The sequence below is a fragment of the Saccharothrix sp. DSM 118769 genome (genome assembly GCF_052936295.1).
In genome coordinates, this window is the sequence record NZ_CP193627.1 from 6,448,155 (window position 1) to 6,471,693 (window position 23,539).

Genomic DNA, 23,539 nt, shown 5'->3' on the forward strand with positions numbered 1-23,539 from the left:
TCCGGCCGTGTCCGGTCGATGGACGAGGTTCGCGGAGCGGCCGACCGGATATCCGGGGCCGAAGTCGATGTTACGAATCCGGGCGGTCCCGGAAGTTCGCCCGAGGTAATCGCCCGGTATACGCGGCGGCCCCGGCGCGCGATGAGCGGGCGGTGTGGCCGCCGCCGTTATGGTGGCCGGGACCTGGACCGGCGAGACCTGGACCGGACGGACGGACCTGTTGCCCGGCAGAGCGGCACGACCGAAAGGCGGGATCGATTTCCGATGACCAGTCAGCACACCACCGTCGAAGTTCCTCAGGACGTCCTGGACCACGTGCGGCTGTACGAGCGGTTGTTCAACGAGGGCGACGCCGAGGGGGTGGACCGGCTCTACACCGAGGACGGCATCTCCGCCTGGGAGCCGGACAAGCCGCTCTCCGGGGCGGCCCGGGGTCAGGCCCTGGCCGAGTTCCTGGCGCTGCGGCCGACCATCTCCACGCGCGTCGTGGAGGCCCACGTCGTCGACGACACCGCGCTGGTCGTCGTCGACTGGACCATCGACGTGACCGACCCCGCGGAGGGCGAGCAGCACTTCTCCGGCATCGGCATCGACGTGCTGCGCCGTGACGCGGAGGGCCGCTGGCGGCACGCGGTGGACAGCCCGTACAGCGGGGGCCGCGAGTAGCGCGCAGGCGGCACGACCCCGGCACGGCGGAAGGCGGCGCTCCCGGTGGAGCGCCGCCTTCCCGTTGTCACCGGTACCGTCCTCCGCGGCCCGCGCGGACCCGCCGGGTGCTGCGCGGCCCGGGTGCTGCGCCGCTCGGGTGCTGCGCGGCCCGGGTGCTACGCGGCCTGGCCGGAGTCGGGGACCTGGTCGGGCACGGGGCGGTCGATGGCCAGTTTCCAGCGGCCGTCCGCACCGCGCGTCATGACGTCGGTGCACGTGCCGCTGATCTGCACCGGCTGCCCGTCCTCGCCGGTCATCCCGACCCGGTAGTGCACCACCAGCAGCGACGTGTCACCGGTGCGGTAGGTCTCCCGCAGTTTCGCCTCCAGTTTCGGCCCCCCGCGCAGGAACTCGGTGATGAACTCCGTGCGGGCCCGCCCGGTCAACGGCGCACCGGACAGGTTGGAGATGGCGTTGTCGTGGTAAAGGCTGTCGAAGATTCGCCCGTCGCCGGAGTTGAAGGCCCGGATGAAGACCTCGTTCTGCTGTTCCGGGTCGTCGGTCATTTCCCAGGTGCCAACAGCGTCAGCCATGCGGTTCCTCGCTTCCGTTCACCCGCGGTCGGTCACCGCCGACGCTAACGCCACCGACCTCACCGGCGCCTCACGCACCGGTAACCCCGCACGGGCCCCACCGATGACCGCTCGTCGGAAAACCCCGGTGAGGGCGGGGCGGCTCTGTTCTAATGGGCGTCCCATGCTTGACGACGGAACGTTGATCCAGAAGACGCTGCGCGTGCCGCGGTCGCCCGGCCCGACCGGTGATGGTCGGGCCGTGGCGCGGCGGTTCGACGCCGCTCTGCTCCAGGTCGGCTTCAAGGCCTCCGGTGACCTCCTGCGGCACGTGTCGGGGTTGTCGCCGGCGGCCGGTGAAGGGCTTGCCGGTCGGGTGGTCGCCGCCGTGCGCGAACTGGTCGCCGATCACATCGCCCACAACCCCTACTTCCGGGACTTCCCGCGCGGGGTTCCCGACACGACCGAGTTCTGGCTGGAGTGCCTGCGCAAGGCCGTCGGCGACGCTCCTCCCCCGCCGGTCGTCGACCTCCTCCGGTTGCCGGGGTACGGCCGCGTGCAGCACTCCTACGAGGACCTGCTGGCCGCGCACGACGAGCTGATCCCCTCGGTCCGGGACCGGCTCACGGTGCTGCACCTCGGGGGGACGTCCGCCGAGGAGGCCCGGGCGCTCTACGTCGAGCTGGCCACCAGTGCGACGCCGTTGCGGGAGGAGGACCTGGTCCTGCTCGACGGGTTGGCCCGGTCCTGCCTCGACGGGGAGCAGCCCGGGGTGGTCCCGGTGCGGGAGAACCGGGCCGTGCTCAACGCGGCCCGCCTCGCGGCCGGTCGGCCGCCGGTGGCCGTCGACACGGTGACGGACGTGTTGCGGCTGGCGTGCGCGGCCTCGGGCGGGGACGTGACGCTGGTGGAGCCGACCCGGTTCCGGTCGTTCCGCCGGGCGGAGCGCCGGGTGCTGATGGCCGCGCTGGACGCCGTGGTCGCCGCCGGTCGCGGCAAGCTCGGGGACGTGGTCACCCACCGGGGGCGGTGGCAGCGGTTGGGTGAGCGCCTGCACCCGCACGAGCACGGCGCGTTCCCGCACGCCCAGGACGTCTTCGCGGTAGCGCGCGGCGAGCGGGAGGTCCGGTCGTTCGCGGGGCGGGTCGAGGTCGCGTTCGCCGCCGGTGACGTCCTCGGGGCGGCCCGGTTGCTGTCCGGTGCCCCCGGGCGGTTGGTCCGGTCGTTGGACCGGGTGCTGCGGTCCTGCGCGCCCGGTGACGTGGAGGACGTCGTCCGGGTGGTGGGGTCGGTGCTCGGTGACGTGTCGGGACGGGTGCTGTGCTCGGTGCGGGAGCACCTGGTCAACCGCACCGCCGCCGGCTCGACGCGGGTGTTCGTGAACAAGGAGGGGCGCGGCTGGGTGACCCCCGACGAGCGTCCGGGGCTCGCCCCGGCGGTGGTCGACCGGTTGGCGGCGGCGGTGGACGACGAGTTGTCGCGCCGGCTTCCCGCGCACGAACGGCTCGTGGTGGACCCCGACGTGCTCACCCTGGCGTTGCCGCTGTCGGACAAGGCGGTCGCGGACGGTTTCGGCGTGGTGCCCCGCGGGTCCGTGACGGCGCTGGACGGCGAGCTGCTGCGGTTCTTCGTGCACTGGCGGCAGCGTGCGGAGGAGACCGACTTCGACCTGTCGGCGCTGCTGCTGGACGACGACTTCGGCTTCGCCGGGCAGGTGTCGTGGACCGCCTACGGCTCGGGTGGCGCGTACTACTCCGGTGACCTCACCGATGCCCGCGACGGCGCGACGGAGTTCATCGACGTGCCGCTGGACGGCGTGACCGCCCGGTACGTCGTGCCGCAGGTGAACGTCTACTCCGGCGAGGGGTTCGCGGACGTCGCCGAGTCGGTGTTCGGCTTCATGACCCGGGACCGCGACCAGTGGGGGCGCCCGTTCGAGCCGGCCACCGTGCGGACGCGGTCCGACCTGCGGGGTACCGGGCGCGTCGCGGTGCCGATGGTGTTCCGCCGGGACGACGACGGCTCGTGGTCGGCGAAGTGGCTGCACCTCCACCAGCGCGGCGCGACGTGGGGCAACCGGGTCGAGGGCAACCGCGTGTCGGTGGCCTTGCTCGTCAAGTCCCTGGTGGAGCGCCGGAGCACGACGGTCGGTCACGTCGTGGAGCTGTTGCGCGCCAAGGCGGGCAGCAGCACGACGTGGACGCCGGGCGCGGTGTTCACCGAACCCGTCACCTACATCGGTCTCGAACGGCCGGACGGGCTGCCCGCCGGGTCGACGGCGATCACCCTGGCGACGTTGCGGAACCTGGTGCCGCACTGACCCCGGCGTGTTGTAGGTTGCCCGGGTGAGGCCATGGGGGCACTTCCTTCTACTTCCGGATTAGTTCTCCCGCTCTCCTCCACCCGCGGTCCGCCGCCGCCCGGCCCATCGGCCCCGCGGCGGTGGACCCGAGGACCGCCGCGCGGAGCGCACGAGGGCGGCCCCACGCGTTTTCCAGGGTCTTTCGGTCTCTCACGGCCCCGGTGCGGAAGCGCTCGACCGGGACCGGGGACGACGCGATCCGGACCTCGCCGGTACCCGCCGGCGGGAACACCCGGTCGCCCTTTCACGTGTGGGGATTCTTTCTTCGGCCCTCGTGCGGGGAGGGCGGGATGGGCGGGCTGCGGGCCGGTTGCGGCCGACAACCGCACGGTCGCGCTGAACCCGGTCTCGCCCGAGGAGGGCGAGGTGTCGATCCGCGACTACCGGCTGCACCGGGAGCGGCCGGCGGAGGGACTGGGCACGGACCCCGGCGCGGACGCCGAGGCGCTGTTCACCGCGGTCTCCGGGCGGTCGGGCGCGCGCATCGCCTCCTGGGCGGCGGTCCGCCCCGGCCCTCCGGATCGCCGCCCGGTTGCGCGACCGTCCCGTGTGGACGAACGCCGACTTCGCGCGCCGGCCGGGACGAGCACGGCGGACGTGGAACCGCTGCCCGACGACCGGCACGACGCCCACCTGCTCGGCCAGGGGGAGGCCCGGCGGCAGGCCGAACGGGCGCGTGATCGGGCCGGGTCGCGCGGGGTCGCCGAATCGGTTTCCCGCATTGCGCGGACTATATCCGTAATATACCCGCCGCGCCGTACCCCCGGAAGTAACCGGCAGTTCACCGGAGCACCGAAGGCGCTTCCGGACGACCCCCGATCCCTCCCCGAAGAAGGTTGCGACGGCCCTCTCGCCGCTTGTACGCTCCAGAGGACAGTACGTGTGTTTGCGTAGTGTCGAACTACGGCGACTCCGAGAAAGGGCCCAGAAACACATGAGCACCACGAGCACCCTCCTTCCGCATGCCCTCTTACCCCCGTCCGACAGTTCCCGAGAAACAGCCGAATGGGTCGCGAAGGTGACGGAAATCGCCCCGCTCATCACCGAGCACCGCAAGGGCGCGGACGAGGCCAGGCGCACACCGGAAATCGTGGTGGACGCCCTGCGCGCCGCCAACCTGCACCGCATGTGGGTGTCGAAGGAGTTCGGCGGCGGCCAGGTCGGCATCGAGACCGGGTCGGCCGTCGTGCAGGCGCTGGCGCGCCTGGACGCCTCCGTCGCCTGGCAGGTCGGCGTCCAGGGCGCCATCGGCCGGCTCTCCGACTACCTGCCCGAACCGGCGGCCCGCAAGCTGTTCAAGGACCACTCGGGCCTGGTCGTCGGCGGGGTCAACCCGTCCGGCACGGCCGAGGTCGTCGACGGCGGGTTCCGCCTCAGCGGCCAGTGGGCGTTCGCCAGCGGGTACGCGCACGCCGACTGGATCGTCTGCTCGGCCTTCGTCACCGAGGGCGGCAAGCCGCGGACCACGCCGGCCGGGCGGGAGACGCGCATGGTGTTCGTGCCGGTGGCCGAGACCCGGCAGCTGGACACGTGGCACACCGTCGGCCTGCGCGGCACCGGCAGCAGCCACTACACGGTGGCCGAGACGTTCGTGCCCGAGGAGTTCACCGTCGCGGGCCTGGACACGCTGCGCCCGCCGGCGGCCCGCCCGTCGCGCGCCTACGCCGTGGGCTACTACGACTTCGGCCCGTTCACGTCGGCGTCCACCGCGCTGGGCATCGCGCAGGACGCGCTCGACGCGTTCCGCGAGCTGGCCACCGCGAAGACGCCGACGGGCGCCGCCACGACGCTCGCGTCCAGCCACACCGCGCAGGAGCGGTACGCGCGCTACGAGATGCTCGTGCGCACCGCCGGCGTCCTGCTGCGGGACACCGCGCGCGAGGTCGTCGCGCACGGCGAGGACGGCGGCGACGCGCTGTCCGCGCTCGTCCGGGTCACGGCGGCCAGCGTCGCCGAGCACACCGTGGCCGCCGTGAACGGGCTCTACCAGCTCGCCGGTTCCAGCTCGCTCTACACCACCAGCAGGCTGGAGCGGTGCTTCCGGGACATCAACTCGGCGACCAAGCACATCACCCTCTCCTCGTCGCACTTCGAAACGGTCGGGCAGTACCTGCTCGGGGGCCCGTTGCAGATGCGCCGCTGATGTCGACCGGCAATTCCTGACCAGCTGACCAGAGAGCAGCAGCACCGCGCCGGAACACCGGCCCACGCGCCGGTCCGGCGTACCACAAAAAATGGGGTGGGAAATTCCGTGGAAACCATGAAGGCGCTTCAGCTGATCGCTCCGCGCAAACTCGTCATGGCGGAAATGCCGTTGCCGGAGACCCCGAGCGACGGTGTGCTGATGAAGACCCGCTGCGTCTCGATCTGCTCGACCGACATCTCGTTCTTCGAAGGGCACCTGTTCCCGTCGGAGTACCCGGTCGTGCTGGGCCACGAGTACCTGGGCGAGGTGGTGGAACTGGGCTCCGGCTTCTCCGCGGCCGACGGCCACGTCCAGGTCGGCGACCGCGTCGTGTACTGGGGGCAGACCGACTTCGGCGGGTTCGCCGAGTACCGCTCGTTGCGGCCGATCTTCTCCGGGCAGGTCGTGGAGGACGTGTTCCCGGCGGACCGCAACTTCTTCGACGACCAGCGGGCGGCGGCGGTGCGCGTGCCCGAGGAGCTCGACGACCTCCAGGCGTCGTTCATCGAACCGACGACCGGCGCGCTGCGGGCGATCCTCACCCACCCGCCGAAGGTCGGCGACCGGGTGCTGATCCTGGGCAGCGGCCCCATCGGCGTCATCGCCGGCAGCATCATCAAGCGGTTGCTCGCGCCGAACTCCGTGGTGTCGGTGGACGCGAACCCGCAGCGCAACGCGTTCGCCCAGGAGCACTTCTCCGAGCGCGCCTACCTCCCCGACGAACTGCGGGAGGAGGTCGCGGACAGCACGTTCGACTACGTCTTCGACGCGCTGCCCACCATCCAGGGCGTGGACGAGGACAAGGACCCGCGCCGCCTCGCGATGCGCAAGCTCAAGCCGCGCGGCCGGTACGTGCTCTACGGCGCGTCGCAGGAGATGCAGAAGTTCGACACCTGGCTGATGCTGGCCAAGGGCATCAACATCATGTCGGCGCCGTTCGACGTGACGAGCTTCCCCATGCACAAGACGGCCAACGTGATCGCCTCGGCGATGCAGATGCTGCTGTCGGGCGTGGTGGACGGGCGGCGGCTGCTGTCGTCGGTGCACAGGTTCTCCGAGTACGACAAGCTCGTCACCGTGCTGGAGAACTACCGGGGCACGACCCACCTGAAGACCATCGTCGACTTCAGGTAGGCCGGGTGCGCCGGTCACAACGTCGTGACCGGGTCACGCCGCGGCACCCGACGGCCCCCGGCGGCGGCGCGGGTCGGTGGGGCGATCACGCGGTGGCGTCCCCCGCGGTCAGCGCGGCCACCAGGTCGGCGACCGCGGTCATGTCCGCCGTGGTCGCGGGTTCCCACGCGGGCCGGCCGCGCAGGTGGGCCAGGAAGGCGACGAGGGCGTCCCCCGCCGCCGGCGGCGGGAAGTGGCGCGTCCCGGGGGCGGTGGTCGGCGTCCCGGGAGTCGTGGTCGGAGTCCCGGGAGTCGTGGTCAGGGTCCCGGGGGCGGTGGTCGGCGTCCCGCGCACGGTCAGCGTCCCGCCGTGCACGGTCAGCGAACCGGCCGTGCCCTCGACGTGCAGGTGGAACCCGCCGGGCCGGGCGGTCCAGCCCGCGTGCAGCGTGGTCGGCGTGCCGCCCCAGTCGACCAGGGCCGCGCCGCCGGAGTCGACCGGCAACCCCGCCGCGGGCCGCAGGGCCGCCGCGCACGCCGTCAGCCGCGTGCCCGGGCGCAGCCAGAGGAGCAGGTCGAGCAGGTGCACGGCCAGGTCGGCGAAACCGCCCACCCCGCCGCAGCGCGGGTCGAGCATCCACGGCACCTCCCGCAGCGCGCCGTCGCACAGGCCGGGGTGCGTGAGGCGCGCGTGCGCGGACACCAGCTCCCCCAGGTCGTCGAGCGCCCGGCGGGCCACCCGCAGCGCGGGCGCGCAGCGCAGGAACATCGCCGTGGTGACCGGGACCGGGCTCACGTCCAGCAGCGCCGCCAGCCACCGGGTGGACCCGCGGGTCGAGGTGAGCGGCTTCTCCACGAGCGCGGGCACGCCGGCGGCCACCACCCGGGGCAGCAGGACGGCGTGCTCCGCGGTGGTGGAGTCGACCACCGCGGCGTCCGCGGACCGCAGCGCGTCGACCGGGTCGGTCACCTCGCGGGCGCCCGGCACCGGCACGCCCCGGTCGCCCCGGTACACCGCGACGAGTTCCACGTCCGGGTCGGACCGCAGCACGTCCAGGTGATCCGGCAGGTGGATGTGCGCGGTGCCGAGCAGGGCCACGCGGAGCCGGCTCACCCCATGCCCACCGGGTGGGTGAAGGACCGGTCCCAGTAGGTGAGCGGGACGTGGTCGGCGCGGTAGGCGGCCTGCACGAGCCCGACGAGGATGGTGTGGTCACCCGCGTCGATCGACTGGTGCGCGGTGCAGGCGAGCCGGGCAGAGGCCGTGAGCAGGCCGGGCAGGCCCAGTTCGCAGGAGACCGCGTCCTCGGCGGCGAAGCGGTCGGACCCGGACCTGGCGAACCGCAGGGCCACGTCGGCCTGGTGCCGGCCGAGCACGTTGACGAGGTAGCGGTCGGCGGTGCGGAAGGCCGCGTGGGTGCTCGCCGACTTGGCGAGGCACACCAGGACCAGCGGCGGGTCGAGCGACACGGAGCAGAACGCGCTGCCGGTGAAGCCCCAGCGCTTGCCCTGCTCGTCCACCGTGGTCACGACGGCGACGGGTGCGGGGACCTTCGCGAGGGCGGCGGTGAACTCGGCGGGACCGACGGGCATCGGGACCTCCAGGTCGGTGTGGCGGGAGGGGGCCCGGGCGGCCGGGTACGGGGGGGTACCCGGCCTCCCGGGCTCGGGCCGCGCGGCCTGGGGGAACCGCGCAGTGGTCCGGGGGCGGACGGCGGGTCCGGGGTCAGACGGCGGTCGCCGACCGCGGTTCGGGCACGTCGGCCGGCGCGGGGGTCCGGACGGCCCTCGGCAGCGCGAGGGTGAGCAGCAGGCCGACGAGCATCCCGGCGGCGGTGACCAGCACCGCGACGTACCCGCCGTCGGCGGTGGCCGAGCGCAGCAGGTCGCCCTCCCGGTCGCCGACGCCCGCGTTGGCGATGGCGATCAGCACGGCGAGTCCGACGGCGTTGCCGAGGTTGAGCGTGGTGGACGCCATGCCCGACGCCACGCCCTGCTCCTCGGGGGCGACACCGCTCGACGCCGCGATCCACATGCCCGTCCAGGAGATGCCCTGGCCGATGCCGGACACCACGAGGCCGGGCACGAGCGTGAGGAACGTGCTGTCCACGTCGAACCCGACCGCCAGCACGGCGGTGCCGACGACGCCGACGCCGAACCCGGTCAGCAACGTGGTGCGCGTGCCCAGGCGGGTCGCCATCCGCTCGCCGAGCTGCGTGCCGAGGGCGATGGCGACCGACGGCACGAGGAACGCCAGGCCGCTCTGGAGGGCGCTGAAGCCGTGCACGCTCTGGAGCAGGACGGTCAGGAAGTACGGCAGGGCGCCGAACGTGGCCATGTAGACGGCCGTGACGGTGACCGCGACGACGAGGCTGCGGTTGCCGAACAGCCGGAAGGGCATCAGCGGGTCGGCGCTGCGGCCCTCGATGACCGCGAACGCGGTCAGCAGCAGCACGGCGAGCACCGCGCTCACCACGACCGGCGTGGCGCCCCAGCCGACCTCGGGCCCCTGGACCAGCACGAACACCAGCAGGGTGGCGCCGCCGGTCACGGTGAGCGCGCCGGGCAGGTCGAAGCGGCGGCGTTCGCGACCGCGCGGGTCGGCGGGGATGACGAGCAGCGCGGCGATCGCGACGATCCCCGCCAGCGGCACGTTGACGAAGAAGACGGCGGGCCAGCCGAACGCCTCCGTGAGCACGCCGCCGAGCAGCGCGCCCACCGTCAGGCCGCTCGCGCCCGCGCCGCCCCACACGGCCAGCGCCCGGTTGCGCTTGGGCCCCTCCTCGAACAGGGTGTTGATCAGCGACAGCGTGGACGGCAGCAGCAGCGCGCCGCCGATGCCCTGCACCGCCCGCGCCACGATGATCACCGTCGGGGAGGTGGCCAGGCCGCCCGCCAGCGACGACACCGCGTAGATCGTCAGGGCGAGCACGAACATCCGCCGCCGCCCGAGCAGGTCGGCCGCGCGTCCGCCGAACAGCAGGAACCCGCCCGCGAACACCATGTAGGCGCTGACCACCCACTGCTGGGTCTGGCCGGAGAAGCCGAGCTCGGCACCGATGTCGGGCAGCGCCACGAAGACGATGTTGATGTCGAGGGAGAAGATCAGCTGGGCCAGCGCGAGCAGGGTGAGACTCAGCCCCAGCCCGCGGCGCGCCGGCGTGGACGCGGAGGTGGACATGGCGTGCCCTTCTTAAACAGTACGCGGATTGTCGAACAGTCGGATCGTACGACAACCCACGTACCGAGTGGAAGGGTCAGTACGAAAGTTCGCGTGCACACGTATCTTCGGGGTTACACTTGACGACGTGACGCACCACCACCCCGAGCGGGACCAGATCAGGCTGGAGAACGTGCTCACCGCACTGGGCAACCCCATGCGCCTCGCCGTCGTCCGGGCGCTGGCCGGCGGTGGCGAGCACGCCTGCGGCACCGTGCTGAGCAAGGAGATCTCGAAGTCCACGCTCACCCACCACTGGCGGGTGCTGCGCGACAGCGGGGTCATCCGGCAGCGGCCGTCGGGGCGGGAGAACCTGCTCTCCCTGCGGCGCGAGGACCTCGACGCCCGGTTCCCCGGCCTGCTCGACGCGGTGCTCAACGGCGTCTTCAGCGCCCCGGAGACGGTCGACCAGTACGCCGCGTCCTAGCACCGGCTCCGCGCCCACCGCGCCGATCCCCGCCCACCCCGGTGGGCGCAGGCCACGTGCCGGAGCGGAAGTGCTTGAGCCACAACGCACCCCGGTGGCGAAAGGCCCTCGGAGGGTGGCGCGACCTCGCTACGATGGCCCGGTGACCCCAGGAGAGGGCGTTACCGCGAGGCAGGCGTCGATCGGGGGCCCGGGTACGCGGGCGGCCCTCCGCCTGTGCGCCGTGCTGTGCTGGCTCAGCGTCCCGATGCCCGTGATGCTGCTGTTCACCACGGAGATCCCGCTGTGGGCGGCCGTGCTCGCCGGAGTGCTGCTGCTGGTGATCATGGTGCCGCTCGGGTTCGCGATCTGGTTCGACGCCGCCGAGCACAAGGACGACACCGAGCGGTTGCTGCGCGACGGCCGCCCCGCGGTGGCGGAGGTCGTCGGCGTGGACCTGGTCGAGTCCCACGACGGCGACTCGGAAGTCGCGGTGCTGCGCCTGCGCGTCAGCGGTGACGGCGTGCCCCCGTTCGAGGCGACCCACCGCGGTCGCCCCGACCCGGAGTTCCGGCCCGGCGCGCTGCTGTACGCGACCGTCGACCCGACCGACAACCTGTTCACGCTGGAGCGCCTCCACCCGTCGTGACGGCGGCGGCGCGGACGCCCCTCCACGCCCGACGCGGGTGGCAACGGCTCGATCGCCCGCCAGGACGGGCCCTTGGCATCCGGGGGGTGCCCGGCAGCCCTCTCGTGGCCGTGCCGCCGTCCCGCGCGGTGGCCTGATCAGTCGGTCAGGCGGACCGTGCCCGGTTGGTCGACCACGGCCGGGTCGCGGTGGTCGAGGAACAGGCGCCGGTGTCCGGGGCGGATCTCGACGACCTCGCCGCCGCGCGACTGCACCAGGCCGACGCCCTCGGTGACGTGCAGGGTCCGGCCGACCGCGTGGCGGTGCCGGGCGGTGCGGGCGCCGGGGGCGAAGCGGACGTTGTTCACCCTCATCCGCGAGGGTTGTTCGCCCTTGGCGAGGACGTCGAACCACACGTCGCCGGTGAACATCTCCGCCGGGCCCTTCGTGCTGGGCTGCCGGGGCAGGATCTCCACGTCGTCCTCCGGTGCTGTCGGTAGTCGGTCGTCCGCTTCCGGGGCTTCGTCGCGGTGGTCGCGGACGGGCGGGGTGAGGTCGTCCGGGGAGCGGTCAGAGGCGGATGAGGGTTTTGAGGGCTTCGCGGCGGTCCATGGCGCGGTAGCCGTCGGGCGTCTGCTCCAGGCCGATGGTGAGGTCGAAGACCTTACCCGGGTCGACGGTGCCGTCCAGCACGGCGGGCAGCAGTGCGTCGATGTAGGCGCGCACCGGGGCGGGGCCGCCGGTCAGGGTGATGTTGTGGCCGAACAGGCTGCCGAACCCGATCGGGGCCTGCTCGTACTGCGGCACGCCGACGCGGCTGATGACGCCGCCGGGGCGGACGACGCCGACGGCCATGTCGTAGGCGCTCATGTGCCCGACCGCCTCCAGCACGGCGTGGGTGCCGTCGCCGCCGGTCAGCTCGCGGACCTTCTCGATCCCCTCCTCGCCGCGCTCGGCGACCACGTCGGTGGCGCCGAACTCGCGGCCGAGGTCGGTGCGGTCCTCGTGCCGTCCCATGAGGATGATCCGCTCCGCGCCCAACTGCTTCGCGGAGAGCACGGCGAGCAGGCCGACCGCGCCGTCGCCGATCACCGTCACGGTGGTGCGGGGGTCGACGTGCGCCTGCCTGGCGGCGTGGTAGCCGGTGCCGTACACGTCGGCCAGGGTCAGCAGCGACGGCAGCAGCGGCGAGTCCTCGCCGACGCCGGGGAGCTTGACCAGGGTGCCGGACGCCTGCGGGACGCGGATGGCCTCGGCCTGCCCGCCGCCGACGTCGCCGTTGGCCCAGAACCCGCCGTTGCGGCAGGAGGTGTGCAGGCCCTCGCGGCAGAACTCGCAGGTGTTGTCCGAGTACCCGAACGGGGCCACCACGAGGTCGCCGCGTTCGAGGCCGGTCACCTCCGGGCCGAGGTCCTCCACGACGCCCAGGAACTCGTGGCCCATCGGCGTGCCCCGCTCGGAGGCGGGCATGGAGTGGTACGGGTGCAGGTCGCTGCCGCACACGCAGGAGCGCACGATGCGCACGACCGCGTCGGTGGGCTGCCGCAGCACCGGGTCCGGGGCGTCCTCGACGCGCACATCACCGGCACCGTACATGAACGTGGCTCGCATGAATTCCTCTCAGGAACACGGGTTTCGCGTTCGGGCCGCCGGGACGGCCGGCCTCGGCCCGTGGACGGCCGGCACCGCCGGGTCGACCGGCGGCCGGCGCTCGACCGCTGGTCGGCGGCTTCCTCCGGCGTACCCTGGACACCTCCCACAAAACTCCACCGCGCGCCCGCGCGGGAGGGGCTGTCCTTCCGGGTAATGGCAGGACCCCCCCAGAAGGGGTTTACGTCGGGGGGTTCACGCCGAGGGGTTCACGCCGAGGGGTTCACCCGAGGCGTCCTGGGTGGCGGCCCAGCTGGCGAGCACCGTGAGGCCGTCCGCGGTGGGGGTGTCGGGGGCGGCGGTGTAGACGTTGAGGGTCAGGCCGGGTTCGGAGGGCAGTTCCATCGACTCGAAGTCGAGGTCGAGTTGTCCCACGACCGGGTGACGCAGCCGTTTGCGGCCGCTGCGGTGGTACTGCACGTCGTGCGAGGCCCAGCGACGCCGGAACACCTCGCTGCGCGTGGACAGCTCGCCGACCAGTTCGATCAGCGCCCGGTCGTGCGGGGCGCGGCCGGCTTCCAGGCGCAGCATCGCGGCGGCGTCGTTGGCGACGCGGTCCCAGTCCACGAAGAACTCCCGGGCGGCCGGGTCCAGGTAGAGGAACCGGGCGGTGTTCGCGGGGCGGCGCGGGTCGGCGAGCACGGGGGCGTAGAGGGCGCGGCCGAGGCGGTTGAGCGCGACGATGTCGTGCCGGCCGTTGCGCACCCACGCGGGGGCGTCGCGGATGGCGTCGAGGACCTGCTGCACCGCTGGTCGCACGCTGGTGGGCGGTGTGCGGCGGCGGCGGGACCCCGGGTCGGCGGCGCGGGCGAGGGCGAACAGGTGCTCGCGCTCGGCCTCGTCGAGCCGCAACGCCCGGCTCACCGCGTCCAGCACGCCCTCCGAGGCGCCGGAGAGGTTGCCGCGCTCCATGCGCACGTAGTAGTCGATGGAGACCCCGGCGAGCAGGGCGACCTCCTCGCGGCGCAGTCCCTTGACGCGCCGGTTCCCGCCGCCGTAGGCGGGCAGCCCCGCCTGTTCAGGGGTGATGCGCGCCCGCCGCGAGCTGAGGAACTCGCGGACCTCCGCGCGGTGGTCGACCTGTCCCATGAACCCAGGGTAGGTCGCTCGCCGGAGGTGGAGGAGGTAACGCCAGTACCCCCCGACCCCGTCGCCGTCGTGCCCGTCCCCCGCCGCCACGCGTTCGTAGACTGGCGGCCATGAGCGAGTTGGGCGCTTTCCTGCGGGCCCGGCGGGCGCGGGTCGAGCCCGCGGACGTCGGGCTGCCCGGCACCGGCCGCAGGCGGGTGGCCGGGTTGCGCCGCGAGGAGGTGGCCGTGCGGGCGGGCCTGAACTCCGACTACTACGCCCGCCTGGAGCAGGGCCGCGAGCGCAACCCGTCGCCGCAGGTGCTCGACGCACTGAGCCGCGCGCTGGACCTGGACGCGGACGCCCACGACCACCTGCACCGCCTGGCCGGCGTGGTCCCGGAGCGCCGGCCGGTCCCGGCGTCCGGTGTGGTGGACCCCGCGCTGCGGCGGCTGCTGGACGGCTACCCGACCACCCCGGCGTTCGTGCTCGACCGCACCCTCGACGTGCTGGCGACCAACGCCATGGCGGACGCCCTGTTCTCGCCGTTCGCCGCGGTGGACAACCTGGCGCGCATGGTGTTCGCCGACCCGGCGGCGCGGCGGTTCCACGTCCGCTGGGAGCAGGCGGCGGAGGCCACCGCCGGGCACCTGCGGGAGGGGGCGGGGCACGACCCGGGTTCGCCCCGGCTGCGGGAGCTGGTGGCGGAGCTGAGCCGGGTGAGCCCCGGGTTCACCGCCCTGTGGGAGTCGCACGCGGTGCGCGCCAAGACCAGCGAGGGCGCCAAGGCGCTCCTGCACCCGGACGTCGGCCCGCTGGAGCTGGCCTACCAGTCGTTCGACGTCCGGGGCGCGGCCGGGCAGCAGCTGGTGGTCTACCACGCCGAGCCCGGCAGCCCGAGCGCGCGGGCGCTGGCGCTGCTGGGCCCGGCGGCCGGTGGCCGGTCGGCGACCGGTGGTCGGGCGGCGCGGTCGCCGGAGGTGCTCAGCGGCGGGTGAAGCGGTACCCCGCGTGGTGCAGCACGTCGCCGTCGAACTCGCCGAACGCCCAGAAGCCCAGGTCGTCGAGGTAGACGATGCGGGTGCCGGTGACCCAGTAGCGCCCCTGGTAGGCGCTGGGCCGGTCGCCGCGCGCCTCGTCGTAGCGCCCGTCCGGCAGCAGTTCCTGGCGGATGAAGCCGGCGTCGTCCACCCACGTGCCCGTGTACGGGTGTTCGGTCGCCACCGGTTCGACGGGCGTGACGGGGCTGGTGCCGTCGAGGCGGCGGCCCCGCCACAGCTCGACCCGGCCGGCCAGCACCACGACGTCGAGGTGCCCGCCCCGGTACGGGACGGCGTCGGTCGGGGCGTCCTCGGGGTCGGCGACGCGCACGACGGCCACGTCCGCGCGGGTGCCGGGCGTGAGCGTGCCGGGGCCGCCGGTGAAGTCGACGACGGCGGGGAGCACGACGCAGCCCGTGCAGTCCACGACGATCATGCCGTCGTCCTCGGCGGCGGTGAGCAGGCCCGGTCCGACGCCGACGATCCGGTCGCCGCCGATGAGCACGTCCGCCCGCTCCCAGTCGCCCAGCAGCGGGTTCGCGGTGACCACCGCTCCCCCGGTCAGCAGCAGCGGCCTGGTGGAACCGGCGGTCAGCGCGGCGAACGCCTCGGCGTCGCGGTCGGCGGTGGTGGCGGTGGTCCCGCCTGCGGCGGTGGCGGTGGCGGCGGCGGCGGTGGTGCTGGTGGTGCTGGTGGTGCTGGTCATCCCGGTCTCCGGTGTCCTCGGTGGTGTCGGACCCGGTGGTGCCCGACGAGGTCCAGCCTGCGCCCACCGCCGGGTGCCGCCCAGGTCGTGCTCAACCTGGACGTGGCGCGTCCAGGGTGAGCACGACCTGGTTGCCCGGCCGCCGCCGTCGGAGGGTGGGTGGTGCCCGAGAAGCACGACCGACGACGGAGACCGCCGTGACGAACTCCCGCGAAGCCACCCTCGACCTGCTGCGCCGCACCGCCCGCGACCCGCGTCGGCGCGTCCTGTTCCGCAACGCCACCGTCGTGACGGTGGACCCCGCGACGGGCACCCTCGCCGGAGGGGACGTCCTCGTGGAGGGCCCGACCATCGCCGCGGTCGGGCACGCGCTGCCCGTCGCGGACGCCGTCGTGGTCGACGCCACCGGCATGATCGCCGCGCCCGGGTTCGTCGACACCCACCGCCACGCCTGGGAGGCGCAGCTGCGCCGCGTCATGCCCGACGTGGACGACCTGGGCGCCTACGTCACCGAGACGCTGCTGGGGTACGCGCCGGCCTACCGGCCCGAGGACATGTACACCGGCACGAAACTGGCGGCGCTGACCGCGATCGACTCGGGCATCACCACCATGCTCGACTTCTCGCACAACTCGCGCACCGCCGCGCACTCCGACGCCGCCGTCCGGGCGCTGCGCGACACCGGCGTCCGGGGCGTGCACGCCGCCATGGGCCCGCACTTCGGCGCGTGGGACCACCAGTGGCCGGCCGACCTGGCCCGGCTGCGCGACCAGCACGGGGGCGACCTGCTGACCTTCCGGTTGGCCTGCCTGGCGACCGACGGGATCGCGGGCCCCGACCTGGCCTACGGGCCCGCGCTCGCCCGGCACGCCCGGGAGCTGGGCGTCGGAGTCAGCGTGGACGCCGTGTTCGGCGAGTCGTCGTCCCGCGCGGTCCTGGAGTGGGAGCGGCAGGGCCTGCTGGGCCCGGACGTGACGCTCATCCACGCCACCGGGCTGACCGCCGACGCCTGGCGCGCCATCGGCGACACGGGCACGACCGTCGCCCTCGCGCCGACCTCGGACGCGCAGATCGGCCTGGAGACCGCCGTGCCCGCCGTGGACGAGGCACTGGCGGTCGGCGTCCGCCCCGGGTTGAGCATCGACGTGGAGGTGGCCCTATCCAGCGACATGTTCACCCAGATGCGGGCCCTGCTCGCCATCCAGCGCATGCGCGCCGTGGAGGGCGCCTACGGCACCGACCGCACCCCTCGCCGCATCGGCGTCGCCGACGTGCTGGACTTCGCCACCCTCCAGGGCGCGCGCACCAACGGCCTGGGGGACGTCACCGGCTCGCTGACCCCCGGCAAGCAGGCCGACCTGCTGCTGATCACCGCCGAGGCGCTCAACACCATGCCCCTCAACGACGCCGTCGGCACCGTCGTGCTGGGCGCCGACGCCCGCAACGTCGACACCGTCCTGATCGGCGGCGAGGTCCGCAAGTGGGCGGGCGAGGTGCTCGACGTGGACCTCGCCGCGCTGCGCGACGAGGTGACGGCCTCGCGCGACCACGTCGTGGCCGCGGCACGCGCCGCCGCGTCCCCGGCTCCGGCCGCCAGGTGATGTTGACACATCAACAATCAGGGCACTAGTTTGTTGACACATCATCAAATGCTCGGTCGGAAGTCGAGGGGACAGCGATGAGGGCACTGGTCGCCCGCGCCTACGGGGCGCTGGAGGAGCTGGAGATCGCCGAGGTCGCGCGGCCCGTGCCCGGGCCGGGGCAGCTGCTGGTCCGCGTCGAGGCCGCCGCCGTGAACCCGATCGACGTCAAGCTCGTCACCGGGGCCATGAGGGACTTCCTGCCGATCGCGCACCCGTTCGTGCCGGGCGTGGACGTCAGCGGCGTGGTCGAGGAGGTCGGCGCGGACGTCGGGCGGTTCGCCCCGGGCGACGCGGTGATCGCGTGGAACGGCGTGCCCTCGGGCGGGTTCGCCGAGTACGCGCTCGTGCGCGCCGACGACACCGCGACCGCCCGTCCACCGGAGCTGGACGCGCGCCGGGGCGCGGCCCTGCCCACGGCCGCGCTGACCGCGGCGGCGCTGCTGGACCTGGTGCGGCCGGCCCCCGGCTCGTCGCTGCTGGTCGTCGGCGCGGCCGGCGGCATCGGCGGTTGCGTCGTGCAGCTCGCCCGGCGCGCCGGAGCGGTGGTGCTGGCCACCGGGCACGAGGACGACCGGGAGCGGCTCGTGGGGCTGGGCGCCGACGACGTGGTGGACCACCGCGCCGAGGACGTCACCCGCTGGGCGCGCGACCGGTTCCCCGAGGGCGTCGACGCGGTGGTGGACCTGGTGGCCGCCGGGCCCGCCCTGGCCGCCTCCGCCGCCGCGGTCGGGCCCGGTGGCCTGCTGGCCTCCCCGCTGGGCGGTCCGCCCGCGTTCGACCGGGACGTCACCGCCGCCTACACCGGGACCACCACGCCGCCCGGTCGCCTCGCCGAACTCGCCGCCCTGGCCGCCGAGGGCGCGCTGCGGGTCGGGATCGCCGCGGAGTACCCGCTCGCCGAGGCCCGGCGGGCGCTGCTGGACTTCACCGGGCAGCACGTCAGCGGCAAGTTCGTCATCACCCCCTGACCACACCCGCCCCGCACCCCGCGCACCACCCGAGGAGGAACCCGATGGCCACCGACGTGCGCCGCAACGACGCCGAGAGCCGCTACGAGATCATCGTCGACGGCGAGCTGGCGGGCATCGCCGACTACGCCGACCTGGACGGGAAGCGGGTCGCCCACCACACCGAGGTCTTCGACGCCTTCACCGGGCGCGGCCTGGCCACCGCGCTCGTCGCCGGGGCCCTCGACGACATCCGCGCGACCGGCCTGCGCGTCGTGCCGGTGTGCCCGGTGTTCGCCGCGTTCCTGCGCAGGCACCCCGACCGGGCCGACATCGCCGACCCGGTGCACCCGGAGCTGCTGCGCCGGCTGGGGGCCGCGCTGGGCGCCGGGGCGTGACAACGCGGTCCGGACCGGCCGCCGCCCCCGCGCGCGACCGGTCCGGACCACCCGGCTAGCAGGTGCCGTTCGACTCCTGCATACCGGTGTCGGCACCTGCCGTGCGGTTCACGATGCCCGGCACGCAGGCGGTCTGGTCGAGCGTGAAGCTGTAGGGGATGGCGACCGCGGTGGTGGACTTGACGTCGGGACCGGCGGGCTTGTGCTCGCTGCCGGGGGCCGACCAGGTCACGTTGTCGAAGGTGTTCCCGCTGACCTGCCAGTAGCCGGCCTCGGCGGTGTAGAAGGTCCCGAGGACGTCCTTGGAGTTCTTGAAGTAGTTGTTGTCCACCCTGGCCTTCGCCCCGGCGCGGGAGTTGATGCCGGACTCGTTGAGGCTCACGTAGTAGTTGTTGTACATGTGGCCGACGCCGCCGCGCAGCAGGGGCGCCCGTGAGTCGATGTTCTCGTAGAGGTTGTGGTGGTAGGTGACGAACCCGTTCGAGCGGTCGCTCTCGCTCGACCCGACCAGCCCGCCGCGCCCGGAGTTGCGCAGGGTGCTGTAGGACAGCGTCACGTACTGCGTGTTGTCCTTCATGTCGAACAGGCCGTCGTAGCCCTCCGACTCACCGCCCGACGCCAGCAGGTTGACGTGGTCGACCCAGACGTTGCGGACGTTCTTCTCCATGCCGATGGCGTCGCCGCCGTTGGACGTGGGCGAGCCCGACTTCTTGACGTTCCGGATGGTCACGTTCCGGATGACGATGTTGCGGGACTCGCGGATGTGGATGCCCAGCTGGTCGAACACGGCGCCGCCGCCGACACCGATGATGGTGACGTTGCTGATCCGCTTGAGCTCGATCACCCCGGCCGCGGTCTCGCAGCTGTCGCCCGAGACCTTGGTGGTGTTGCCGTGGTTGATCGTCCCCTCGACCTCGATGATGATCGGGGTGGAGCTGCCGGCCCGGCTGCACAGGGCCTGGTGGATCTTGGTCCCCGTGTTGGCCCGGACCGTCGCGCCGCCCTGCCCACCGGTGGTCCCGCCGTTCTGGGACGCGTAGCCGGTCGCGGTGCCGGCCGCGGCCGACGCCGGTGCTGTCGCCAGGACCGCGCCGGTCGAGGTCGCGACGGCCAGCGCGGCCACGACCGCGGAAGCTCGCCAGGTGAGTGATCGTGCCATGTCGTCTCCTGCGTCGTCGAAGGGTGGACGGTGCCGGCGCGGTTCGCCGGCGAAGTCGGGTTACAGCCGGGCGCCGAGCTGGGGGTGGCTCTTGGGCACCAGGAAGGACGAGGTGCGGATGTCGCCGTTCGCGTCGCGGGCGCCGGTGGTGGTGGCGGCGTCGGTGCTGACGAGGTCGGCGTCCTTCCAGCCGGACTTGACGTTCCAGGAGTTGCCCGAGGCGGTGGAGGTGCCCAGCGAGACCGGCGAGGCGTTGTTGACCGCGAGGTTGCCGGTCAGCGTGGACCGGGACCGGTTGACGGTGAAGCCGGTCTTCGCGTTCTTCCACGCGGTGTTGCGGGTGAGGGTGATCGCGCCGGGGTTGCCGTTGTCGGTGTAGCCGTGCGCGGCGTTGCGGAAGGCCATCGTGTTGACCACGGTGTGCGCGGCGGCCGGGGCCGGGTCGCCGCCGCCGAGCTTGAACCCGTTGCCGTCGCCGGAGAAGTCCGGCAGGTCCCACCGGTTGTAGCCGTTGCCGTGGGCGATGGTGTTCTCGATCCGGATGGGCGAGGTGAACTTCCAGGCGTCGAAGCCGTCGTCGACGTTGTTCCACAGACGCGCGCCGCGCACCACGTTGCCGGTGCCGGAGCCCTCCTTGATCGCCAGCCCGTCCGCGCTCTCGCCGTTCTTGCGCGGGTCGCGGTTGCCGTGGCTGTCCAGGTTGAGGATCAGGTTGTTCGCCGAGGAACCCTGGAGCTGGAAGCCGGACTCGTAGTTGTCGCGGGTGACCAGCCGTTCGTAGACGTTGTCGTTGCAGCCGTCGCAGTACCAGGCGTACGGGCCGCGGACGATCTCCAGGCCGGACACGTGCCACCAGGAGGAGCCCTCCTGGTGGAAGGTGCCGCGCTGCTCGCGCGGGATGCTGCCGCCCACCGGGGTGTGGCTGGCGGGCAGCTGCTCGCCGTCCACGACCACCCGCTCACCGGGGTGGTTGGCCAGCCGGATCGGCCGGCCCGGCTCGCCGCTCTTGCGGATCTGCACGTTGGTGGTGACGGTGTGGGTGCCGCCCCGCAGCAGGATCGAGGTGCCCGGCTGGGCCAGGTCCACGGCCCTCTGGATGGACTTGAACGGTCGGTCGACGGTGCCGGGGTTGCCGTCGTCGCCGTCGACCGCCACGTACAGCGCGTCCGCGGCCGACGTGGTGGCGACGGCAGCGGTGGCCGCCACCACCAGTCCCCCGGTCAGCGCCACCACCGACACGGCCACAGCGGCGGTCCGGCTCATCGTGCGCTCGTCCGTGCGCAGACTCATGCATCGCCTCCTCGCGTGCAGGGTGGTCCGATGGCGATCCCCGGTCGCGCACCGATCGCGACGGCGACGGAATCCGCGATGGCGACTATCTCTGGGAACGCTCCCAGGGAGCATTGCGCACGCTTGCGAAACAAGCAACAAGATTCACAATCATGAACGGCGCAGGCCGTTCACCTGCATGAACACCCTGTCGAAGCGGTCGGCGGAGCAATCACCGTCGATTTCCCCAGCCGCAGTTCAGGGATACCGGGAATCGATTCAGGCACGATGTCCGGCGCGGGAACGGGATGTCGGGAACATTCACAGCCGTGAACGGGAACGCCGCGTCCGCGGCTGCGACCGGGGGTGCGCACCGTGCACCCGGCAGCGCCGGCCCCGCTCCACCGGACGGGGGCAGCGGGAGACGCTGAGACATCGATCAGCGCGCCTCAGACATGGCCCGTCCTGCTAAAGGCGGCTTGACTTGGCACATGCCTCAACACCCGGTTCCGGTCGCCGACACGGGCACGTGCGGGGACCGGGTCGTCGCCCTCCCCCCGGGGGCGGGCGTACCGGTGCGCGGCACTGGAGGCCGGGTCGCCGTCCGAGCGGCGACCACTTCGTGAACGAACACTGGGGGCTCACCACAGCGCGGCGGTGAATTCGACCGAATTCCCGTGGCGCACGTCGGCGATTCGCGGCACGCGACGTCGACGGTCGCGGCACGGGAAAACCGGAACACCGTCGCATTGAGGTCGTGAACAGCGCAGGTGCCATGTCGAAAACACGGCATGACGCCTTTTCAGGCGCTCCAACGACCGCCCGGGCACACCGTTCCCGCGCCGCCGGACAGGGCGGTCCCGCAGCACGGGAACCGGACATACACGCAGTTCGGAGTGCGGGAACGACCTCTCGCGCACACTCCGTATCCGCCCGGCTACGCAGCTACAACTATGGCACACCCCGGGCGGCGCGTCCAGGCACGACCAATGCAGTTCACCTATTCGGTGAAACGCCGTCGAGACGAGGGAACAAGCAGTGAGTGAAAACAAGGGGGCCGCGCACAACCCCGATCGCGCGTGGTCGCGGAGACGCCTGCTGAAGGCGGGTGGCGCGGCCATCGCCGCCACGGCGGTCGGCGCGGGCACCGCGACGGCGCAGCCGTCCGCCCGGCCGGTGATCCACGACGCCATCGTCGTGGGCGCCGGGTTCGCCGGGGCCATCGCGGCGCGGCAGCTCCGCGCCGCCGGGCTCAACACGCTGGTGCTGGAGGCGCGGGACCGCATCGGCGGCCGGACGTGGACCGAGTCGTTCGTCGGGCAGCGGGTCGAGATGGGCGGCCAGTTCGTCGACAGCTCGCAGCAGCTCGTCACCGCCGAGCTGGCGCGCTACAACATCCCCGTCTCCAGCGGGCTCACGCCCGCGCGGGCGATCATGCCCGCGCCCGGCGGCTTCTCCTCCTACTCGCTGGAGGAGATGGTCACGCGGCAGGGCTCGTTGCTGGAGCGGATGTTCGCGGGCACCGAGGACTACTTCCCGGCGCCGCACGACCCGATGCTGCGGCGCAGCCTGGTCGCCCAGATCGACGGGTTCTCGCTCAAGGACCGGCTCGACCAGCTGGCCTTCACCGCCGAGGAGCGGAGCTGGCTCAGCGGCATGACGGCCGGGCAGTCGGGCGGCTCCAGCGCCTACGGCGCGATGACCTCGCTGATGCACTGGTGGGCGTTGGCGGGCTACAACACCGGCGCCTGGTACCGGGCGCAGAGCCAGCAGGTGTCGGTCGGCATGTCCGGCCTGGTCGCGGCCATCCTCAACGAGGCCAACGCCGACCTGCGGCTGAACACGCCGGTCTCCGCGATCAGCGAGAGCGGCGGCCTGGTCACCGTCACCACGCGGGCGGGTGCGCGCCACACCGCCCGGACCGTCGTGGTGGCCGTGCCGGTGAACCTGTGGAGCACCATCGCGTTCTCCCCCGGCCTGCCCGCGGTGCAGGCCACCGCCGCCGCGCAGGGCGTGGGCGTGCGCAACAACCGGAAGCTGTGGCTGCACGTGCAGGGCCTGACCGAGCCGGTGCTGGTCAACGGCGCCGAGGGCGACACGTTCATGACGGTGGTGTCGCACAGCCACACCACCGACGGCGGGCAGCTCATGCTGGCGCTCAACAGCCTGCCCGCGCTGGACATCACCAGCCGCGCGGCGGTGAGCACCGCGGTGCAGCGGGTGCTGCCCGGGACGACGGTGGTCAACTTCCGGGCGCAGGACTGGGGCGCCAGCGCGTACTCGCGCGGTGGCTGGGCGCTGCGCAAGCCGGGTCAGATGACCGCGCAGCTCTACTCGATCCAGCAGCAGCACGGCCGCCTCGCGTTCGCCACCAGCGACATCGCGAGCGGGTGGGCCGGTTTCGTGGAGGGCGCGCTGGAGTCCGGGTTCCGGGCGGCGGCGCAGGCCCTGGCCGTCGTGGGCTGACACCCGCGTGCCACCGGACCACCGGCGGGCGGCGCGTGCCGCCCGCCGGTGGTCCCGCG

Annotated in this window: 22 protein-coding genes; 12 read left to right on the top strand and 10 right to left on the bottom strand. The window is 73.1% G+C overall.

Annotated elements, in window-relative coordinates; translation table 11 throughout:
• Window positions 1-264: 264 nt before the first annotated feature.
• Complete coding sequence (locus tag ACRAKJ_RS27090) at window positions 265-666, top strand: YybH family protein (protein ID WP_438925802.1); 402 nt, start codon at window positions 265-267, stop codon at window positions 664-666.
• Window positions 667-824: 158 nt separating this feature from the next.
• Here ACRAKJ_RS27090 and ACRAKJ_RS27095 read toward each other — a convergent pair whose 3' ends face one another.
• Window positions 825-1,241: a YybH family protein gene (locus ACRAKJ_RS27095; RefSeq protein WP_438925801.1), complete on the bottom strand. Its 417-nt coding sequence runs from the start codon at window positions 1,239-1,241 to the stop codon at window positions 825-827.
• 163 nt (window positions 1,242-1,404) lie between these two features.
• Here ACRAKJ_RS27095 and ACRAKJ_RS27100 point away from each other — a divergent pair, with 163 nt between their 5' ends.
• The 4 genes from ACRAKJ_RS27100 to ACRAKJ_RS27115 all read left to right on the top strand — a co-directional run bounded on the left by ACRAKJ_RS27100 (window position 1,405) and on the right by ACRAKJ_RS27115 (window position 6,901).
• Window positions 1,405-3,540: a hypothetical protein gene (locus ACRAKJ_RS27100; RefSeq protein WP_438925800.1), complete on the top strand. Its 2,136-nt coding sequence runs from the start codon at window positions 1,405-1,407 to the stop codon at window positions 3,538-3,540.
• Between the two features lie 408 nt (window positions 3,541-3,948).
• Window positions 3,949-4,476 (top strand): hypothetical protein, encoded by a 528-nt coding sequence (locus ACRAKJ_RS27105; protein ID WP_438925799.1) that lies wholly within the window; start codon window positions 3,949-3,951, stop codon window positions 4,474-4,476.
• Window positions 4,477-4,600: 124 nt separating this feature from the next.
• Complete coding sequence (locus ACRAKJ_RS27110) at window positions 4,601-5,725, top strand: acyl-CoA dehydrogenase family protein (protein WP_438925798.1); 1,125 nt, start codon at window positions 4,601-4,603, stop codon at window positions 5,723-5,725.
• Between the two features lie 117 nt (window positions 5,726-5,842).
• Window positions 5,843-6,901 carry an alcohol dehydrogenase catalytic domain-containing protein gene (locus ACRAKJ_RS27115; protein ID WP_438925797.1) on the top strand — a complete coding sequence of 353 codons (1,059 nt, stop codon included), beginning with the start codon at window positions 5,843-5,845 and terminating at the stop codon, window positions 6,899-6,901.
• Between the two features lie 85 nt (window positions 6,902-6,986).
• Here the strand turns inward: ACRAKJ_RS27115 and ACRAKJ_RS27120 are convergent, their stop codons facing one another.
• The 3 genes from ACRAKJ_RS27120 to ACRAKJ_RS27130 form a co-directional block, all read right to left on the bottom strand.
• Window positions 6,987-7,994 carry a Gfo/Idh/MocA family protein gene (locus ACRAKJ_RS27120; protein WP_438925796.1) on the bottom strand — a complete coding sequence of 336 codons (1,008 nt, stop codon included), beginning with the start codon at window positions 7,992-7,994 and terminating at the stop codon, window positions 6,987-6,989.
• Entirely contained in the window at window positions 7,991-8,473 is a 483-nt protein-coding gene (locus ACRAKJ_RS27125) for a flavin reductase (RefSeq protein WP_438925795.1), read from the bottom strand. Before ACRAKJ_RS27125 ends, ACRAKJ_RS27120 begins: the two co-directional genes overlap by 4 nt.
• Before the next feature lie 133 nt (window positions 8,474-8,606).
• Complete coding sequence (locus tag ACRAKJ_RS27130; protein WP_438925794.1) at window positions 8,607-10,061, bottom strand: MFS transporter; 1,455 nt, start codon at window positions 10,059-10,061, stop codon at window positions 8,607-8,609.
• Between the two features lie 127 nt (window positions 10,062-10,188).
• On the opposite strand from ACRAKJ_RS27130, the gene ACRAKJ_RS27135 reads away from it, so the two are divergent.
• Both ACRAKJ_RS27135 and ACRAKJ_RS27140 read left to right on the top strand, forming a co-directional pair.
• Entirely contained in the window at window positions 10,189-10,527 is a 339-nt protein-coding gene (locus ACRAKJ_RS27135; protein ID WP_438925793.1) for a helix-turn-helix domain-containing protein, read from the top strand.
• A 142-nt stretch (window positions 10,528-10,669) separates the two neighbouring features.
• Entirely contained in the window at window positions 10,670-11,155 is a 486-nt protein-coding gene (locus ACRAKJ_RS27140; RefSeq protein ID WP_447008710.1) for a hypothetical protein, read from the top strand.
• Between the two features lie 137 nt (window positions 11,156-11,292).
• Here the strand turns inward: ACRAKJ_RS27140 and ACRAKJ_RS27145 are convergent, their stop codons facing one another.
• The 3 genes from ACRAKJ_RS27145 to ACRAKJ_RS27155 all read right to left on the bottom strand — a co-directional run bounded on the left by ACRAKJ_RS27145 (window position 11,293) and on the right by ACRAKJ_RS27155 (window position 13,873).
• A complete protein-coding gene (locus ACRAKJ_RS27145; RefSeq protein ID WP_438926399.1) occupies window positions 11,293-11,610 on the bottom strand; it encodes a hypothetical protein in 318 nt (105 codons plus the stop codon).
• Window positions 11,611-11,704: 94 nt separating this feature from the next.
• Window positions 11,705-12,745 (bottom strand): zinc-binding dehydrogenase, encoded by a 1,041-nt coding sequence (locus tag ACRAKJ_RS27150; protein ID WP_438926400.1) that lies wholly within the window; start codon window positions 12,743-12,745, stop codon window positions 11,705-11,707.
• A 234-nt stretch (window positions 12,746-12,979) separates the two neighbouring features.
• The gene (locus tag ACRAKJ_RS27155; protein ID WP_438926401.1) at window positions 12,980-13,873 is read right to left on the bottom strand and encodes an MmyB family transcriptional regulator; all 894 of its coding nucleotides are present in this window, start codon (window positions 13,871-13,873) and stop codon (window positions 12,980-12,982) included.
• Between the two features lie 110 nt (window positions 13,874-13,983).
• On the opposite strand from ACRAKJ_RS27155, the gene ACRAKJ_RS27160 reads away from it, so the two are divergent.
• Window positions 13,984-14,850: an MmyB family transcriptional regulator gene (locus tag ACRAKJ_RS27160; RefSeq protein ID WP_438926402.1), complete on the top strand. Its 867-nt coding sequence runs from the start codon at window positions 13,984-13,986 to the stop codon at window positions 14,848-14,850.
• Here the strand turns inward: ACRAKJ_RS27160 and ACRAKJ_RS27165 are convergent.
• Window positions 14,837-15,598, bottom strand: coding sequence for an Atu4866 domain-containing protein (locus ACRAKJ_RS27165; RefSeq protein WP_438926403.1), 762 nt, complete (start codon window positions 15,596-15,598; stop codon window positions 14,837-14,839). The genes ACRAKJ_RS27160 and ACRAKJ_RS27165 overlap by 14 nt on opposite strands.
• Before the next feature lie 197 nt (window positions 15,599-15,795).
• On the opposite strand from ACRAKJ_RS27165, the gene ACRAKJ_RS27170 reads away from it, so the two are divergent.
• The 3 genes from ACRAKJ_RS27170 to ACRAKJ_RS27180 all read left to right on the top strand — a co-directional run bounded on the left by ACRAKJ_RS27170 (window position 15,796) and on the right by ACRAKJ_RS27180 (window position 18,586).
• Entirely contained in the window at window positions 15,796-17,199 is a 1,404-nt protein-coding gene (locus ACRAKJ_RS27170; protein ID WP_438926404.1) for an amidohydrolase family protein, read from the top strand.
• Between the two features lie 77 nt (window positions 17,200-17,276).
• Window positions 17,277-18,209, top strand: coding sequence for a zinc-binding dehydrogenase (locus ACRAKJ_RS27175; protein ID WP_438926405.1), 933 nt, complete (start codon window positions 17,277-17,279; stop codon window positions 18,207-18,209).
• A 44-nt stretch (window positions 18,210-18,253) separates the two neighbouring features.
• Window positions 18,254-18,586, top strand: coding sequence for an N-acetyltransferase (locus ACRAKJ_RS27180; protein ID WP_438926406.1), 333 nt, complete (start codon window positions 18,254-18,256; stop codon window positions 18,584-18,586).
• Window positions 18,587-18,641: 55 nt separating this feature from the next.
• On the opposite strand, the gene ACRAKJ_RS27185 is transcribed toward ACRAKJ_RS27180, so the two are convergent.
• A complete protein-coding gene (locus tag ACRAKJ_RS27185; RefSeq protein ID WP_438926407.1) occupies window positions 18,642-19,745 on the bottom strand; it encodes a pectate lyase family protein in 1,104 nt (367 codons plus the stop codon).
• A 60-nt stretch (window positions 19,746-19,805) separates the two neighbouring features.
• Window positions 19,806-21,035: a right-handed parallel beta-helix repeat-containing protein gene (locus tag ACRAKJ_RS27190; RefSeq protein WP_438926408.1), complete on the bottom strand. Its 1,230-nt coding sequence runs from the start codon at window positions 21,033-21,035 to the stop codon at window positions 19,806-19,808.
• A gap of 1,017 nt (window positions 21,036-22,052) precedes the next feature.
• On the opposite strand from ACRAKJ_RS27190, the gene ACRAKJ_RS27195 reads away from it, so the two are divergent.
• Complete coding sequence (locus ACRAKJ_RS27195) at window positions 22,053-23,480, top strand: flavin monoamine oxidase family protein (RefSeq protein ID WP_447008711.1); 1,428 nt, start codon at window positions 22,053-22,055, stop codon at window positions 23,478-23,480.
• The last annotated feature ends 59 nt before the right edge of the window (window positions 23,481-23,539 follow it).

Excerpts from the sequence above, each read along its gene's own strand:
- ACRAKJ_RS27165 (WP_438926403.1), bottom strand. The coding sequence starts at position 15,598 with ATGACCAGCACCACCAGCACCACCAGCACCACCGCCGCCGCCGCCACC.
- ACRAKJ_RS27130 (WP_438925794.1), bottom strand. The coding sequence starts at position 10,061 with ATGTCCACCTCCGCGTCCACGCCGGCGCGCCGCGGGCTGGGGCTGAGT.
- ACRAKJ_RS27190 (WP_438926408.1), bottom strand. The coding sequence starts at position 21,035 with ATGAGTCTGCGCACGGACGAGCGCACGATGAGCCGGACCGCCGCTGTG.
- ACRAKJ_RS27155 (WP_438926401.1), bottom strand. The coding sequence starts at position 13,873 with ATGGGACAGGTCGACCACCGCGCGGAGGTCCGCGAGTTCCTCAGCTCG.
- ACRAKJ_RS27160 (WP_438926402.1), top strand. The coding sequence starts at position 13,984 with ATGAGCGAGTTGGGCGCTTTCCTGCGGGCCCGGCGGGCGCGGGTCGAG.
- ACRAKJ_RS27175 (WP_438926405.1), top strand. The coding sequence starts at position 17,277 with ATGAGGGCACTGGTCGCCCGCGCCTACGGGGCGCTGGAGGAGCTGGAG.
- ACRAKJ_RS27125 (WP_438925795.1), bottom strand. The coding sequence starts at position 8,473 with ATGCCCGTCGGTCCCGCCGAGTTCACCGCCGCCCTCGCGAAGGTCCCC.
- ACRAKJ_RS27100 (WP_438925800.1), top strand. The coding sequence starts at position 1,405 with ATGCTTGACGACGGAACGTTGATCCAGAAGACGCTGCGCGTGCCGCGG.
- ACRAKJ_RS27090 (WP_438925802.1), top strand. The coding sequence starts at position 265 with ATGACCAGTCAGCACACCACCGTCGAAGTTCCTCAGGACGTCCTGGAC.
- ACRAKJ_RS27185 (WP_438926407.1), bottom strand. The coding sequence starts at position 19,745 with ATGGCACGATCACTCACCTGGCGAGCTTCCGCGGTCGTGGCCGCGCTG.
- ACRAKJ_RS27115 (WP_438925797.1), top strand. The coding sequence starts at position 5,843 with ATGAAGGCGCTTCAGCTGATCGCTCCGCGCAAACTCGTCATGGCGGAA.
- ACRAKJ_RS27095 (WP_438925801.1), bottom strand. The coding sequence starts at position 1,241 with ATGGCTGACGCTGTTGGCACCTGGGAAATGACCGACGACCCGGAACAG.
- ACRAKJ_RS27180 (WP_438926406.1), top strand. The coding sequence starts at position 18,254 with ATGGCCACCGACGTGCGCCGCAACGACGCCGAGAGCCGCTACGAGATC.
- ACRAKJ_RS27150 (WP_438926400.1), bottom strand. The coding sequence starts at position 12,745 with ATGCGAGCCACGTTCATGTACGGTGCCGGTGATGTGCGCGTCGAGGAC.